Origin of the sequence: Bosea sp. PAMC 26642, assembly GCF_001562255.1 — a bacterium.
Classification (GTDB): domain Bacteria; phylum Pseudomonadota; class Alphaproteobacteria; order Rhizobiales; family Beijerinckiaceae; genus Allobosea.
In genome coordinates this window covers 4,913,531-4,928,450 of record NZ_CP014301.1, presented here as the reverse complement: position 1 = coordinate 4,928,450, position 14,920 = coordinate 4,913,531, and the positions used below count along the sequence as shown (strand labels likewise).

Here is a 14,920-nt window from a genome sequence, read left to right as displayed (position 1 = left end):
TGCGATTTCTGATGACAAGCGAAAAACTGGAGCGGAGCCTGAACCCGTGACATTGACTGCGCCGGCACAGGTCGCGGGAGCGGCCGCAGCAGTACGGAGACGGGGTACGATGAGCGAACCGCGGACGCCTGGATTGCGGGCGCAATCGGTCTATCGGGCGCTGCGTCGCGCCATCATCGAGCAGGCGCTCAAGCCCGGCATGAAGCTGCCGGAGGATTCGATCGGCGAGCAGCTCGGTGTTAGCCGCACTCTGGTGCGAGAGGCCTTCGGACGCCTTGCCGTCGAGGGGCTGGTCGAGCTCAAGCCCAATCGCGGCGCCTCGGTCGCCTACCCGACCCTGGAGGAAGCGCGCGACGTCTTCGACGTCAGGCGTGGGCTGGAGCGGCAGGTGACTGAAAGCCTGGCGGGCCAGCTGACATCCGCGCAGGCGGCCGAGCTCGAGGCGCATGTGCGGCAGGAGGAAAGCGCGCTGGGCCGAGATAGACCGGAATCGATCCGGCTCGCCGGCGAGTTCCATATCCGGCTTGCCGAAATGACCGGCAATGCGCTGCTGTTGCGCTATGTGCAGGAGGTCTCGTCGCGCTGCTCGCTGATCCTGGCGATCTACGGACGGCCGCATTCCTCCGAATGCGCCGTCTCCGAGCATCGCCAGCTGATCGAGGCCTTGCGCGCCGGAGACGCCGCGCGCGCCGCCCATCTGATGGACCATCACCTGCAGGCCGTGGTGACGCGGGCCCTGCTGACGCCGCGCGGCGAGCGCGACATCCGCGAAGTGCTCGCGCCCTATGCCTTGAGCGAAGGACTGACGACACCATGACCGAAACGTTGACCCCGCCACAGATCGGCGGGACCTCTGACTCCTTCGTCACCTTCGATTTCGCCGAGCTATCCCCGCGCGAGCGCTACAAGCTGCTGATTGGCGCGGTGGTGCCGCGTCCGATCGCACTCGTCACCACCGTGGACGGCCGGGGCGTCGTCAACGCAGCGCCGTTCTCCTTCTTCAACTGCCTCTCGGCCGATCCGGCGATCGTAGCGCTCGGCGTCGAGTATCGCCCCGCCGGCGGACAGAAGGACACCGGCCGCAACATCCGCGAGACGCTGGCCTTCACGGTCAACATCGTCTCCGATGCGCTGGTCGAGGGCATGAACATCTGCGCCACGCCCTTCGAGCCCGGCGTCGACGAGCTGGCCGAGGCCGGGTTGACCGCGATGCCGGGCGTGAAGGTACCCTGTCCATGGATCGGTCAGGCCCCCGCCGCCTTCGAATGCCGCCACCATACGACGCTCGGCATCGGGAATTCGCGCGAGATCATTCTGGGCGAGGTCGTCTATGCGCATTTCCGCGCCGATACGATCAACCAGCACCTGCATGTCGACCCCCTCGCGCTCGACGCGATCGGCCGCATGGGTGGCCACGGTTATGCAACGACGAGAGACTGTTTCGATCTGCCGACCATGTCTGTCGCGACCTTTGCGTCCGACCCCAAGTCAGCCAACCGGCGGCTCTGATGCACGCGTCGAACCTGTCAGATATCGATCCGCCCGATTTCGACGGGAGCTTCGATACGGATGTGGGATAGTCCGGCGGGAGACAGAAGAGAAGCGGACCAAGAGCGCGCTCCTCGCAGGGTATTCGCCAACGTCTGCTTCCCGCGATAGCGCTGAGGTCCTCTAATGGCGCCGAGGGGACGAGCTTGGTCGATGGCCGATTGGCCTCGGTCACGCAGAGATGGATGCGCCCTAAGCGTGCGCGGCCATGCCATGCCGAGAGTCGGAGCGAAGATTGTCCCTCGGCAACGGTCGTCACGAAGCCGTGTGCCCCGCTGGCCGACGAGATTTCGCCGAATAGCTTCAGTAGGACTGCAGTCGAACGGGAGGCTCGTGGCCTTTGCCGACGGGCTGTAACCTCGATCCACGGAGCAAGCGATGCTGCCCATTTCCACGACACGCCGCGGCCTGCTGGCTGCCGGGGCCGCCTTTGGCGCGACGGTGATCACACAGGGAGCGCCGGCCATCATTCAGCCGGCTCAGGCACAGGGATTGGCGCCGACGGGCTCGATGCGCGGGGGCGCCAACAATTACCGTCCGGGCGCGCCGATCGTGCAGCGGATCGGCAATGGCGGCTTCTGGATGTCCGGGACGGTGCGCCGGGCCGGCGATGGCGCGCCACTGCCCGGGATCCGTATCCAGATCTGGGCCCATACCACGGAGGGCTACGAGACCGATGCACAAAGCCACGGCGCGACGCTGACCGACGCCAATGGCGTGTTCCGTCTGGAGATGCCGCAGATCATCCCGGCCTTCGGGCAGGCGCACGGCCATCTCGCCTATGACGATGCAGCCTTCAAGACCGTGTTCCTGCGCCCGGTGATGCAGAGTTCCCGAGACAAGAGCCTGAAGGCCGACTTCGTGCTCCAGTCGGCGTGAGCCGCATGCCGTCGATGAGGGCGGCCCTGATCTGGGCCGTGGTCGCGGGCGCGATCGTCGTGTCGCTCGCCGTCGCTGCAACGAGCCCGCTGCTCGCCTGGCGTGGGCCGATCTATATCGTGGCTGGTTTCGCCGGCGTCTTGGCGCTGGCGCTCATTCTGCTGCAGCCCCTGCTCGCGGCCGGATACCTGCCGGGGCTCCCGGTCCCGCGCGGGCGTCGGGTGCATCGCTGGGTCGGAACCGCGCTTGTCACGGCGATCATCATTCATGTCGCCGGGCTGTGGCTGACCAGCCCGCCCGACGTCGTCGACGCGCTTCTCTTCGACTCGCCGACGCCGTTTTCGGCCTGGGGGGTCGTCGCTATGTGGGCCGCCTTCGCCGCGGCGCTGCTCGCCGCGCTGCGGCGGCCCCTGCGTATCAGGCCGCGGCTCTGGCGTCTTGGCCATACCGTGCTCGTGATGTTGGTCGTGCTCGGCGGAGTCGTCCACGCTCTGCTGATCGAGGGGACGATGGGGAGCGTCTCCAAGCTCGCGCTCTGCGCGCTCGTCGTCGGCGCCACCGCGGTCGCGCTGTTCGATCTCCGCGCATGGATGTTGCTGAGGCGGCGCAAGCCGCAGGACCGGCGCCTATGATCCTCGCGGCTCCCAGCGAGCCCCAGCGGGCTAACGGCCCTTCAGCCACCCCGTCGGCCGCGTGCGAGGCAGCGCGACGGGCCCAGGCGATGAGCGAAGAGCGTGACTGCCGCCGTGGGTCGGACGCTGACAGCCGCGAATCGTTGATCGGATACGTCCGCTTTCCGGCATCGGCCGAATGTCGGCAGTTGGCGCGTTGCGTCCGGGCATAGATGCGGCGCGCGCCCTTAATTCGTTGCGACGTACATTGCGCGAGCCGCGAATAGAGAAATGTCTGTACTGACCTGGGGGTCAGGTGGCGATGAAAAAAGGGTCGCCGTACACGCCGATTTTGACCTCGGCACCCTGGAGGAAGTTAGACCACGGTGATGCTGCGCCGACATGATGATCGACATGTCATGTTCTGACGCCGTGGTCAGCCGCGGCTCGCGGTGACCACCACCTCGATGATCGCGCCGCCGCCGAGATCGGCGACGCCGACTGTGGCGCGGGTCGGCATGTCGTCGCCGAAGAAGCCGGTCCAGGCGCCATCCATCTCCTTCTTCTGGGAGAGGTCGGTGACGTAGATCTGGGCTGCGACGATCGCCTTGCGGTCGAGCCCAACCTCGCCGAGATAGCCCTCGATCTTGCCCAGGATGTTCTGCGTCTGCGGGCCCATCAACTGGGTGGTGTCATCAGCGATGACGCCGCCGACGAAGACGAGGCTGCCGGTCTCGACGATGCGGTTCTGGATCGGGGTCCTGATACTGCGCTTGATGGTCATGGTCTGCTCTCTCGGGGGTGGGTGAAGCGGGAAATCTGGAGACCGTCGATCGGGACATTGGTCGATCCGGTCGCGATGATCTCGGCCATGACGGCGCCGGCTCCGGGGCCGAGCTGGAAGCCGTGGGCCGAGAAGCCGAACTGATGGTAGACGCCCTCGTGCCGGGCGCTGGGACCGAAGACCGGCAGGTCGTCGGGCATGCGCGCCTCGATGCCGGCCCAGGCGCGGGCGATCGGGGCCGCACGCATGACGGGGAACAGGTCCCAGACCGTCCTGGCGTTGGTCGCGAGCTTGCCCCAGTCGAGCACAGTGCGGTTCTCGTCGCGGATGGCGCGGCCGAGATAGCCGCCGCCGATCAGCACGGTGCCGTTGCCGAACTGCTTGAAGGAGAGCTTGCGCCGGCGCAGGATCACGACGGGCTTGATAAAGGCCGGCATCGCGGCGGTGATCATCAGCATCGGCGCGATCACCTCAAGTGGCACCGGCTCGCCGAGATCGGCCGCGATGCGGTCGGCCCAGGCTCCGGCGGTATTGACGATGCGGGGGCTGAGGAAGAAGCCGTTATCGGTCTCGACCCGCCAGTTCGCGCCGTCACGAACGACGCGGGTGACCCGCACGCCTTCGCGGATGTCGGCGCCGAGGCTGGCCGCCTTGCGCTTGAAGGCCTGGGTCGCGCGCAGCGGGATCGCCGCGCCGTCGCGGCGCGAAATCACGCCGCCGGGGCATAAATCGGAGACGGCCGGCACCAGCCGGCGCAGTTCAGCGGCGTCGATGAGCTCCTCATGATGGAACCCGCGCAGGGTCAGGTCGTCGACGCGGGCGCGGCAGGTGTCGAGATCTTCCTCGTCCTCCGCGACCAGGACCTGACCGTCGCAGGTGAAGCCGCAATCGTCGTCGACGAGGTCCTCGATCCTGTGCCAGAGCGCCATCGAGGCATTAGAGAGCGGAATCTCCGCGACATGGCGGGCGAGCTGGCGCACCCCGCCGGCATTGACGCCCGATGCGTGCCGGCCGGCATGGTCCTTTTCGAGAAGGATCACCGACAGCCCGCGCATGGCGCAATTCAGCGCCGTCGAGCAGCCATGGATGCCGCCCCCGATGACGATGACGTCGGCGCTACGACACTCCACGCTCACCTAACCACCGCTTTGACCGCGGCCTCGGTCGGCGGCAAGGCCGCGAGTTCGGCCAAGGTAATCGGTTTCACCGGCGGCCGCAGGCGGTAGTAGCCGACCTCTGTAGGCGACAGACCGTGCGCCTGTGCGATCAGTTCGACCACAGTCGGCCCGCAGAGCCGGCCTTGGCACGGTCCCATGCCGCAGCGCAGGAAGGCCTTCATCTGATTTGGTCCGGTGACGCCGAGCCGGCTCGCCGTATCGCGGATCTGGCCGGCGGTGACCTCCTCGCAGCGGCAGACGATCGTCTCGTCCGCCGGCGGAGCGAGGAATGCCCCGGCCGGGCGATAGAGCAGGTCCAGGAAACGGCGGCCGCGCAGGCTGCGCGCCAGCGCAATGCGGGTCGGTCCGGCCATCTCGTCGCGCTGCACCGGCGTCAGGCGGCCAAACCGGCGCGCCGCATCGAGCGACGCGAGCTCGCCGCGCAGGGCCGCGCTTTCAGCGCCGCCGATGCCGGCCCCGTCGCCGGCGATGGCGATGCCGGGAATCGATGAGGCGAACCAGTCGTCCACCGTCGGCGTCCAGCAAAGCTGGACGTGGTCGAAATGCTGCGCGCAGCCGGCGGCGTTGGAAAGGTTGATGCCGGGGATGACGCCTTGATGCAGCAGGAGCGCGTCGCAGGCGATGGTTTTGGTTCGACCGCCGCGGGTGACGCTGACGCCGGTGACCTTGCCGGAGCCTTCAGCCGCGAGAGCGGTGACGCCGGTCCTGAACGGCAGCTTGCCGCGGGCCGCCGCCATCAGCTTCAGGCCCTTGGCGAGATAAGGCGAACGCAGGAAATCGGGCAGCGCCGCCAGCGCCGAGAGCCAGTTGCGGCGCGGCATCGTGTCGAGCACCGCGACGATGTTGGCGCCGGCCGCCGCAAGCTGGCCGGCGAGCAGATAGAGCAAGGGGCCGCAGCCGGCGATTACGGTGCGGCCGCTCGGCACTAAGCCCGAGGCCTTGAGCGCGATCTGGGCGGCGCCTGCCGTCATCACGCCCGGCAGCGTCCAGCCGGGGATCGGGAAGGGCCGCTCCTGCGCGCCCGTTGCCAGGATGACCTGGTCGGTCGCAACCAGCCGCGCCTGGCCGCCGAGCGAGAGCCCGAGTTCGAAGCCGCCCACCTCGTCGGGTGCGACCGACCAGACGGTGCAACCCGGCGCATAGGCCGTGTTCGTCGGCCAAAGCCTGTCGACCAGCGCCCCGCCCTTCCAGTAGTCCTCGCCCAGCACGCCGCGCTGCGTAACCGGCGTCGTGGTGATGGCGCGGTAGATCTGGCCGCCCGGCGAGGGGTTCTCGTCGGCCAGGAGCACGGAGAGGCCGAGTTCGGCAGCGCGCGCGGCGGCGGCGAGACCGGTAGGCCCCGCGCCGACCACCGCGATGTCGTAATGCTCGGCGATCTGATCGATGGCGGTAAGCGTGATCATGACTTTGCCCCATCGGGGTGGCGGCGCCCAGTCTGGGTTTCGATCCGCATGCCATCGCGCAGCGGCACGAGGCAGCCCTGGCGGTTGCCTACGCCGTCTATGACGACCAGGCATTCGAAGCAGACGCCCATCATGCAGTAAGGCCCGCGGGCCGCGCCCGAGACCGGCGTCTGGCGGCAGGCCTGGACGCCGTTGGCGAGCAGCGCGGCCGCCACCGTGTCGCCCGTGCGCGCCGTCAGGGCGCGGCCGTCGAAGGTGAAGCCGAGCGCCTCGGCCGCCTTCAGCTCATGCATGGGCCGGAACATGGAACCTCCGTGCGGAAAAGGCATCGAGCGTCGTCGGCAAATCGCCGGACAGGATGGCGGGCGCGAGCGTCAGGACATGGTTGGCAGCCAGTGTCACGCCGGAATGGCAGGTGACGAGGAAGGCGCCGGGATGGCTGAGCGACTGGTCGTAGATCGGGAAGCCGTCGGGGCTCATCACCCGCAGCGCCGACCACGAGCGCACGACGTTCAGGCCCGCTAGGCGCGGAAACATCCGCACCGCGCGCTCGGCCATCACTGAAAGGATCGGCTGGCCGACGACCGTGTCGAAGCCGCGATCCTCCTGGCTGTCGCCGATCATGATGCCGCCCTCATCGGTCTGGCGGATCGTCACCATCGGGTTGTGCAGGAAGGCGTCGGTCTTCTCCGTGACGATGATCTGGCCCTTGCTCGGCTTCACCGGCGCATCGAGGCCGACCATGAGTGCAAGCCGCGCATTGCCGAGTCCTGCGGCCAGCACGACCTTGCCGGCCGCGATCTCGCCGAAGGCGCCCTTCAGCCGGAAGCCGCCGTCGCTCTGGGTGATGCTGTCGACGGTGCAGTTGGGCTTGTACTCGACGCCGCGACGCTGCGCGGCCTCGCGCAGCGCGCGAAACAGCTTCAGCGAATTCACATGGCCGTCGAGCGGGCTGTAGACCGAGCCGGCGACATCGGGGCCGATATCGGGCAGGCGACGCTTCGTCTCGTCATGGTCGAGGATCTCATAGGGAAAATCGGCCAGCGACATCTGGTTGTGCAACCGCAGCATGGTCTGGCGGCGCTGCCCCAGCTCGGCTTCCGACAGGCAAAGCATGAAGCCGCCGGGCTGGCTGTGGGCGACGTCGATGCCGGTTTCCGCGTGGAGGACATCGGCGAGCTGGTGCCATTGCTCGGCCGAGCGACGCGACCACATCGCGTAGTCGGGCATGCCGAGCCCCTTTGACTGGACCCAGACCAGCGCGAAATTGCCGCGCGAGGCGCGAAAGGCGACGTCGCCCTCGTCGAGGATGGTGACGCGGGCGCCGCCGCGCGCCAGGCCGAGCGCGATGGCGCCGCCGACGACACCACCGCCGACGACGACAATGTCGGCTTCGGATGAAGATGCAGGGGTAGTCACGTCTGTCAGCCCTTTCCGGATCCGACGAAGAGGCGGTCGAGCCCGAACAGCCGGTCGAGCGCGAAGAGCAGGATCGCGGTCATGGCGATGAGGCAGGCGGAGACCGCCGCGATGAGCGGGTCGATGTTGTCCTGGATGTAGAGGAACATCCGCACCGGCAGCGTCACGGTGGCGGGCGAGGCGATGAACACCGTCATCGTCACCTCGTCGAAGGAGTTGATCGCCGCCAGCAGCCAGCCCGAGACGACACCTGGCAGGATCAGCGGCAGGGTCACCCTGCGAAACACCGTGGCCGTGCCCGCGCCCAGCGAGATCGCGGCATGCTCGATGCGCCGGTCGATGCCATAGGAGGCCGCGAGCACGAGCCGCAGCGCAAAGGGGATGATGACGATGATGTGGCTCAGTACAAGGCCGATATAGGTGCCGGAGATCCCGATCTGGGTGAAGAAGCGCAGGAAGGCGATGCCAAGCACGACATGGGGCACCATCAGCGGCGACATGAACAGCGCCGTGATCGCCTCGCGGCCGGGGAAGCGGTAGCGCGCGATGGCGAGCGCGGCCGGCACCGCCAGCATGATCGCGATGGTGGAGGACAAAGCCGCCAGCCAAAGCGAGTCGCGGAAGGCGCGGATGAACTCGGGATAATCGAGGATCGCCCTGAACCAGCGCAGGCTCGGGCCGCGCGTCGGCAGCGACAGATAGCCCTCCGGCGTGAAGGCGACGACACAGACGATCAGCAGCGGCGCCAGCATGAAGACGACGAAGAGCCCGTGGAAGATCAGGGCAAGGGGGCCGTTTCTTCTCATTCGAACACCTGTGCGTAGCGACGCTCGATCAGGCGGTTGGAGCCGACGGTGATCAGCACGAGCGCGACCAGGAGCAGGGTCGCGACAGCGGCACCCAGCGGCCAGTTCAGCGTATTGAGAAACTCGTCATAGGCCAGCGTCGAGGCGACCTTCAGCCGGCGGCCGCCGATGATCGCCGGCGAGGCGAAGGCGCTCGCCGCCAGCGCGAAGACGATGATCGAGCCCGAGAGGATGCCTGGCACGATCTGCGGCAAGATCACGCGCCGCCAGATCGTCACCGGACCCGCGCCGAGCGAGAGCGCCGCGTTTTCGATCTGAGGGTCGAGGCGTTGCAGCGAGGCCCAGACCGCAAGGATCATGAAGGGGATCAGCACATGGATCAGCGCGATGACGACGCCGGTCTCGGTGAACATGAATTCGAGCGGCGTCGCGATCAGGCCCAGCGAGAGGAGCCCCTGGTTGACGAGGCCCGTCGAGCCCAGCAGCACGGCCCAGCCCAGCGTGCGCGCCACGACCGAGACCAGAAGCGGCCCGATGATCACCAACAGGAAGGCGCTGCGCCAGGCCGGAGCCATGCGGTTGAGGATATAGGCCTCGGGCACACCGATGACGATCGCCGCCAGCGTGACCAAGAAGGCGATGCGGAAGGTCCGCAGGAAGATCTCCAGGAAATAGCTGTCGGTGAAGACCTCGATCCAGTTCTTTAGCGTGAACTCCGGGACGATGCCCTTGTACTGCCCCCAATCGTAGAAGGAGAGCAGCACGGTCATGCCGAGTGGGATGATCACCAGACCAAGGAAGACCAGCAGGGCCGGCCCTGTCAGCAGGAAGGGGGCGTTGCGCTCGGTGACCGTCAGGCTCATGCCGCCGCTCCGGGCAGGAGCGCGGCGTCCGCCGCGGAGAAGCGCAGGTGAACCGTCTCGCCCTCGCGCGGCACGGCCGCGCCGTCATTGCCGCGTATCAGTGTGAGCACGCCCGCCGCGCTCTCGGCGGTGAGAAGCCAATGCGTGCCCTGGAAGACGCGGCCGAGGATGCGGGCCTCTAGGCCTGGCTCGCCGGCTGGAGCGAAGGTCAGGCGCTCGGGCCGCACGGCCAGTTGCAGCGGCCCCTTGCCAGCGCCTGGCAGCGCCAGCACGAGGTCGCCGACCGTGGCCGTGCCTTGCCCGTCTCCCGTGCCGGCCAAGACATTGGTCTTGCCGAGGAAGCTCGCGACGAAGGCGCTGGCGGGATGGTCGTAGACCTGGTCGGGCGCGCCGATCTGCTCGATGCGGCCCTGGTTCATCAGCACGATCCGGTCCGACAGCGCCATCGCCTCATGCTGGTCATGGGTGACGAGGATGGTGGTGGTGCCGACCGAACGCTGGATCTGGCGCAGTTCGCCCTGCATCTCCTCGCGCAGCTTGGCGTCGAGGTTGGAAAGCGGCTCGTCGAGCAGGAGCAGCGCCGGCTTGATCACCAGTGCGCGGGCGAGCGCCACGCGCTGCTGCTGGCCACCCGACATGCGGCGCGGATAACGGCCGGCGAAGCCCTTGAGGCCGACGAGTTCCATCACGGCGAGCGTCTGCCGGTCGCGATCAGCCCTGGCGATGTCACGCATCTCAAGTCCGAAGGCGATGTTCTCCGCCACGGTCATATGCGGAAACAGCGCATAGCTCTGGAAGACGATGCCGAGCCCGCGCTTGTTGGGCGCCACCGAGACGAGATCGATGCCGTCGAGGCGGATGCCGCCGTGATCGACATCGACGAAGCCGGCGATCATCTGCAGGGTTGTGGTCTTGCCGCAGCCCGAGGGTCCGAGCAGCGAGACGAACTCGCCGCGCTCGACGGAGAGGTTCATGGCATCGACGGCGGTGAAGCCGCCGAAGCGCTTGGTCAGGCCGTCGAGGACGAGATGGGACATGGGGCTTTCGAAGGTTTCAGCTCAACGATCGGGCGTCATGGTCGGGCTCGACCCGACCATCTCAGGACGCTCGGGGAGATACGCTCGGGTGAAACGCGAGCATGACGTCATGACTTGGTGTCGCGAGATTCTCGGGTCGCCGCGTTGCGGCGCCCCGAGAATGACGGTGGAGCCTTACCGCTCGACCTCTCGGTTCCAGCGCCGCGTCCACTCCTCGCGCTTGGCGTTAGCCATGTCCCAGTCGACGGCCTTTAGCTTCTTCACGTCCTCGCCATAGGGCAGGCCCTTCTGCTCGTCCGTGGTCAGCGTCACGGTCGTGTTGGCGGGACCAAAGCCGGCGCCGAGGGCCATGACCTTCTGGATCGGGGCCGAAAGCATGAACTGGATGAAGGCGTTGGCCTCGGCCGGGTTCTTGGCGCCCTCAATGGGGCAGGCGGCGACGCCGAGCGCGAAGCTGCCTTCCTTGGGATAGACGAAGGCGACCGGGAAGCCGGTATCGGCGAAGGCCTTGACGCGGCCCGAACCCCAGACGCCGAGCACGGCCTGGCCGTTCTGGAACAACTCGGTCATCTTCGCCGGTGAGGGCTCATAGGCGATGATGTTGGGGTTGATCTCGTCCTTGAAGGTTTGGAATCCGGGATCGATATTGTTTTCGCCGCCGCCGCCGATCTGCGCCATCGCGATCAGGGCATGCAGGCCATAGGTGTTGTTGATCGGCGGGGTGACGATCTTCTTGCCATAGGTCTTGGACTTGAGATCGTTCCACGAGGTCGGCGCCGGCCATTTGTTCTCGGCGAATATCTTGGTGTTGTAGAACAGGCCTGTCGCGACGAGGCCCAACCCGACCCCCTTGTTCGACGAGAACTTCATCACCGGCGCCACGTCCTTGTAGACGGGGCCGTCGGTCAGCGTGCCGCAGAAGCCGAGCGTGACCGCCTGATAGGCCGGGCCGTCATCGACGATGGCGACGTCGATCTGCTGGTTGCCCTTCTGCGCCTGGAGCTTGGCGAGGGTGTCGGTGGAGTTGCCGGCGACGTATTCGATCTTGACGTTGGCCTGCTTCTCGAAGAGCGGAATGACTTCCTTGCGCATCGTCTGCTCATAGGAGCCGCCATAGCCGGCCACGAACATCGTCTTCTGCTGTGCCATGGCCGCGGTGCCGGCGCTCAGTGCCGTCGTGGTCAGCAACATTCCTACCCAGGAAAACTTCATAAGCCCCTCCTCGTTTGCGAGTGATCTGTGAAGGTTCTGCGACAGATTGTAACGGGTCAAATCGAATCATTCGCGCAAGCCATACCGGAATGTTATGATCGCTCGTCAGAGGGCGAAGCCATGCTGAATCCCCGTCAGATTGAAGCCTTCAGAACCGTCATCGTGACAGGAGGGGTTACTTCGGCCGCCCGCGCGCTGCATATCAGCCAGCCGGCCGTCACGAGACTGATCCACGATCTGCAGTACGCGCTGGGGCTTACCCTGTTCGAGCGGCGCGGAAGCAGGCTTGTGCCCACCAATGAGGCTCTTTCGTTATACCGCGAGGTCGAGCGGCAATTCGTCGGGCTCGAGCAGATCCAGAACGCTGCGCGCAATCTGCGCGAGGGGCTTTCTGGGAGCCTGCGCATCGCGGCGCTGCCGACCTTCAACGTGGGGTTCCTGCCCCGCCTGGTCGCGGCCTACATGAAGGACAAGCCGGGTCTCGATGTCGCGATCTACGGCAGCATCTCCTCGCAGGTCGTCGACTGGGTCGCCACCGGCTTCTGCGATATTGGCTTCGCCCAGTATCCTCTCGACTTCCCCAACATCGACATTGAGGCGCTGCCTGCGGCGGCAGCCGTCGCGGTGTTGCCCGAGGGCCATCGGCTGGCGCATAAGGCCGTCCTCGAACCGGCCGATTTCATCGACGAGCCCTTCGTCTCGCTGGCGGGATCGACCCAGTGGCGCTACCGGACCGATGCGCTGTTCGCAGCCGCGAGGATCACGCGGCAGATGCGGGTGGAGACGCCGCTGTCGATGATCGCCTGTTCGCTCGTCGCATCGGGAGCCGGCATCGGCATCGTCGATCCATACACCGCCGTGGAGTATCGCGGGCGGGGCGTCGTCGTACGGCCGTTCCGGCCGACGGTTGACTACGAGATCGGCGTCGTCTGGCCGGCCGGCCGCTTCCGGTCGCCGCTGGCGCTGGGCTTCGTTGAGACGGTGAGGGCCGCGATCCAGGCGCTCGCCGAAAGCGAGGACGCCGTCGCCGAGCGATTGGCCGGCCCGGGCGCCCCGTGATGGAAGCGGGATGCGGACGAGTGGCCCCTGTCTCCGCCAAATGAGTGTTCCTTCGCAAGTGTCACTGCAGCCGATGGCGCAGACAACGCGACGCCTCCCGTCGGCTGCGTCTTGTAGCGCCCCTCCATCTCGAAGCGATCTACGTCCGCTGTCGGGCAGCCGCTGAATGTCGGGAAGTGGCGCGTTGTCACCCGATGCCGTCGCCAAACGGCCGGGCTTGCTGTCAGAGATTCGAGCGGCGGACGGTCAGGTCCGAGCGTTCGAACACGGCGGGCAGCAACTCGACACCGAGCCCCGGCCCTTCCATCGGCAGGACATAGCCGTCCTTGATGGTAGGCATTGTATCGACAAGTTCGTTGTACCAGCCGGTGTAGAAGGCGCGCACCGATTCCTGGATCAGCGTGTTGGGCTGGCTGAAGGAGGCGTGGATCGCCGCGATGAAGCCGACCGGGCCGATGCAGTCATGCGGCGCGAAGGGGCGGTGATAGGTGTCCGCCATCGCCGCGATCTTGCGGCCCTCGGTGAGACCGCCTGTCCAGCAGAGATCGGCCATGACGATGTGCATGGCGTCGCGGTCGAGCATGTCCTTGTAGGGGAAGCGCGAGCCTAGTGTTTCGCTGGCGCAGACCGAAACGGTCGTCGAGCGCGCGAATTCCGCCAGCGCCTGCGGCGAGTTCATCCGGATCGGATCCTCGTACCAGGTCGGGCTGTACTGCTCGAGCACGCGGGCGATCTTGATCGCGGTCGGCAGGTTCCAGAGCGAATGCATCTCGACCATGATCTCGATCTTGTCGCCCACGGCCTTGCGGATCTTCTCGAAGGGCTCGCAGGCTTTGCGCATCTGGTCAGGCGTGATGTGGAGGCCCTGGTTCTCGATTCCCGCAGGGTCGAACGGCCAGATCTTCATCGCCGTGATGCCGCTTTCCAGCAGGCTCTCGGCCACGGCGTCGGCGCGGTTCATGAAGCCGTCGAGATCCTCATAGGGGCCTTCGGTCTCGCCGAGATTCCAGGTCGAGATCGGCTTGATGTTGTGCGTGCGGACATAATTGTAGCCGGCGCAGGTGTTGTAGATGCGCTGCTTGTCGCGGCACAGGCCACCGAGCATCTGGTGCACCGGCTGGCCGCAGACCTTGCCGAACACGTCCCACAACGCGATGTCGACCGCCGAGGTCGCGCGGGATTCCACGCCGGTCGAGGCCTGCGCCATCGGCAGGTTGGTCATCTCGCGGTGCAGCGCCTCGATATGCAGCGGGTTCTTGCCGAGCAGCCGCATCGCCAGCGTATCGTGCAGATGCGACTCGACGGCGCCGGCCCCATAAAATGTCTCGCCGAGGCCGATGATTCCGGCATCGGTATGCACGCGTACCCACAGGACATTGGCGAACTCTTCCGTCCGCAGCGTTTCGATCGCGGTGATTTTCATGTCACGGTTCCCTGATGGATCTTTTTTGATTGGGTGGCAAGATGCTGCGCACGGAGGGATCGCTGGCAACGACATCGGCGAGGCTGCGGGCCTGCTGGTCCTCGATCGACTTCTCGGTGTAGCCGGTGACGTTGAACGGCGTGTCGAAGACGCTGCGGTTGCCGAGCAGACCGACCCGTGTGCCGCTGCCAACCTGTTCGCCGGCATATGGCGCGGGCGGCTGCCCGACCACTGCGTTAGGGTTGATACCCTGCACGTCGATCGTATCGAGCGTGATCGCGCCTCCGGCCTGCGCGAAGGCCGCGGCCTCGCCGCCTGCCCGCGCGACCGTGACTGTGCCGGCGCTGGTGAAGCGGTAGGTCAGCCCCGTCCCCGCTAGCAGTCGCGCCAGCGCGTCGGCCGCCGGCAGAGTGCCGGAAACCGCGCCCGAGCGGCCCGACAGCGCCTCTCCGCTCGGCCGCACGATCTGGATGCGCGTCGTGGCCGTGAAGTCGGCGAGGGCCGCGAGCAAGGGTTTGGTGGGAATGTCGAAGCGGTAAGACCGCACCTGCTGCGCGCCCGCCGGCGTCGTCAGGGCTTGCGCCGCGACCTCGCCGCCCGTCGCCGCCGCCATCGCCAGCACCGACACGCCATACAGCACCCACGCCCCGCCACGCCCAGCCATACGCCTCGTCCCCGTTGCCATCTCGCGAGGCCGA

The 14,920-nt window shown here is 66.8% G+C and carries 16 protein-coding genes; 5 read left to right on the top strand and 11 right to left on the bottom strand.

The window, feature by feature from the left end; all coding sequences use genetic code 11:
* The first annotated feature begins 109 nt into the window (after positions 1 to 109).
* From AXW83_RS23635 to AXW83_RS23620, 4 genes are all read left to right on the top strand, one after another.
* Positions 110 to 817 (top strand): GntR family transcriptional regulator, encoded by a 708-nt coding sequence (locus AXW83_RS23635; RefSeq protein WP_066618210.1) that lies wholly within the window; start codon positions 110 to 112, stop codon positions 815 to 817.
* Positions 814 to 1,509 carry a flavin reductase family protein gene (locus AXW83_RS23630; RefSeq protein WP_066618208.1) on the top strand — a complete coding sequence of 232 codons (696 nt, stop codon included), beginning with the start codon at positions 814 to 816 and terminating at the stop codon, positions 1,507 to 1,509. Before AXW83_RS23635 ends, AXW83_RS23630 begins: the two co-directional genes overlap by 4 nt.
* 417 nt (positions 1,510 to 1,926) lie before the next feature.
* Positions 1,927 to 2,427, top strand: a complete 501-nt coding sequence (locus tag AXW83_RS23625) for a peptidase associated/transthyretin-like domain-containing protein (RefSeq protein ID WP_066618206.1) — start codon at positions 1,927 to 1,929, stop codon at positions 2,425 to 2,427.
* A 5-nt stretch (positions 2,428 to 2,432) separates the two neighbouring features.
* Positions 2,433 to 3,059, top strand: a complete 627-nt coding sequence (locus tag AXW83_RS23620) for a ferric reductase-like transmembrane domain-containing protein (RefSeq protein ID WP_066618204.1) — start codon at positions 2,433 to 2,435, stop codon at positions 3,057 to 3,059.
* Between the two features lie 415 nt (positions 3,060 to 3,474).
* Here AXW83_RS23620 and AXW83_RS23615 read toward each other — a convergent pair whose 3' ends face one another.
* From AXW83_RS23615 to AXW83_RS23575, 9 genes are all read right to left on the bottom strand, one after another.
* On the bottom strand, positions 3,475 to 3,822 hold the full coding sequence (locus AXW83_RS23615; protein ID WP_066618201.1) for a Rid family hydrolase: 348 nt from the start codon (positions 3,820 to 3,822) through the stop codon (positions 3,475 to 3,477).
* Entirely contained in the window at positions 3,819 to 4,952 is a 1,134-nt protein-coding gene (locus AXW83_RS23610) for an NAD(P)/FAD-dependent oxidoreductase (protein ID WP_066618194.1), read from the bottom strand. Before AXW83_RS23610 ends, AXW83_RS23615 begins: the two co-directional genes overlap by 4 nt.
* Before the next feature lie 2 nt (positions 4,953 to 4,954).
* On the bottom strand, positions 4,955 to 6,403 hold the full coding sequence (locus tag AXW83_RS23605) for an NAD(P)/FAD-dependent oxidoreductase (protein ID WP_066618181.1): 1,449 nt from the start codon (positions 6,401 to 6,403) through the stop codon (positions 4,955 to 4,957).
* On the bottom strand, positions 6,400 to 6,696 hold the full coding sequence (locus tag AXW83_RS23600) for a (2Fe-2S)-binding protein (RefSeq protein ID WP_168166170.1): 297 nt from the start codon (positions 6,694 to 6,696) through the stop codon (positions 6,400 to 6,402). Before AXW83_RS23600 ends, AXW83_RS23605 begins: the two co-directional genes overlap by 4 nt.
* Positions 6,689 to 7,822, bottom strand: coding sequence for an NAD(P)/FAD-dependent oxidoreductase (locus AXW83_RS23595; RefSeq protein ID WP_066618170.1), 1,134 nt, complete (start codon positions 7,820 to 7,822; stop codon positions 6,689 to 6,691). Before AXW83_RS23595 ends, AXW83_RS23600 begins: the two co-directional genes overlap by 8 nt.
* Positions 7,823 to 7,827: 5 nt before the next feature.
* The gene (locus tag AXW83_RS23590; RefSeq protein WP_066618168.1) at positions 7,828 to 8,628 is read right to left on the bottom strand and encodes an ABC transporter permease; all 801 of its coding nucleotides are present in this window, start codon (positions 8,626 to 8,628) and stop codon (positions 7,828 to 7,830) included.
* Positions 8,625 to 9,491 carry an ABC transporter permease gene (locus AXW83_RS23585; protein WP_066618161.1) on the bottom strand — a complete coding sequence of 289 codons (867 nt, stop codon included), beginning with the start codon at positions 9,489 to 9,491 and terminating at the stop codon, positions 8,625 to 8,627. Before AXW83_RS23585 ends, AXW83_RS23590 begins: the two co-directional genes overlap by 4 nt.
* Positions 9,488 to 10,528 (bottom strand): ABC transporter ATP-binding protein, encoded by a 1,041-nt coding sequence (locus tag AXW83_RS23580; RefSeq protein ID WP_066618150.1) that lies wholly within the window; start codon positions 10,526 to 10,528, stop codon positions 9,488 to 9,490. Before AXW83_RS23580 ends, AXW83_RS23585 begins: the two co-directional genes overlap by 4 nt.
* Positions 10,529 to 10,702: 174 nt before the next feature.
* On the bottom strand, positions 10,703 to 11,740 hold the full coding sequence (locus AXW83_RS23575) for an ABC transporter substrate-binding protein (RefSeq protein WP_066618148.1): 1,038 nt from the start codon (positions 11,738 to 11,740) through the stop codon (positions 10,703 to 10,705).
* 120 nt (positions 11,741 to 11,860) lie between these two features.
* Between AXW83_RS23575 and AXW83_RS23570 the strand changes: the two genes are divergently transcribed.
* Positions 11,861 to 12,799 carry a LysR substrate-binding domain-containing protein gene (locus AXW83_RS23570; protein ID WP_066618139.1) on the top strand — a complete coding sequence of 313 codons (939 nt, stop codon included), beginning with the start codon at positions 11,861 to 11,863 and terminating at the stop codon, positions 12,797 to 12,799.
* A 223-nt stretch (positions 12,800 to 13,022) separates the two neighbouring features.
* On the opposite strand, the gene AXW83_RS23565 is transcribed toward AXW83_RS23570, so the two are convergent.
* Together AXW83_RS23565 and AXW83_RS23560 are read right to left on the bottom strand one after the other, a co-directional pair.
* The gene (locus tag AXW83_RS23565; protein ID WP_066618124.1) at positions 13,023 to 14,222 is read right to left on the bottom strand and encodes a mandelate racemase/muconate lactonizing enzyme family protein; all 1,200 of its coding nucleotides are present in this window, start codon (positions 14,220 to 14,222) and stop codon (positions 13,023 to 13,025) included.
* Between the two features lies 1 nt (position 14,223).
* A complete protein-coding gene (locus tag AXW83_RS23560) occupies positions 14,224 to 14,886 on the bottom strand; it encodes a secretin and TonB N-terminal domain-containing protein (RefSeq protein ID WP_236841752.1) in 663 nt (220 codons plus the stop codon).
* Positions 14,887 to 14,920 lie beyond the last annotated feature (34 nt).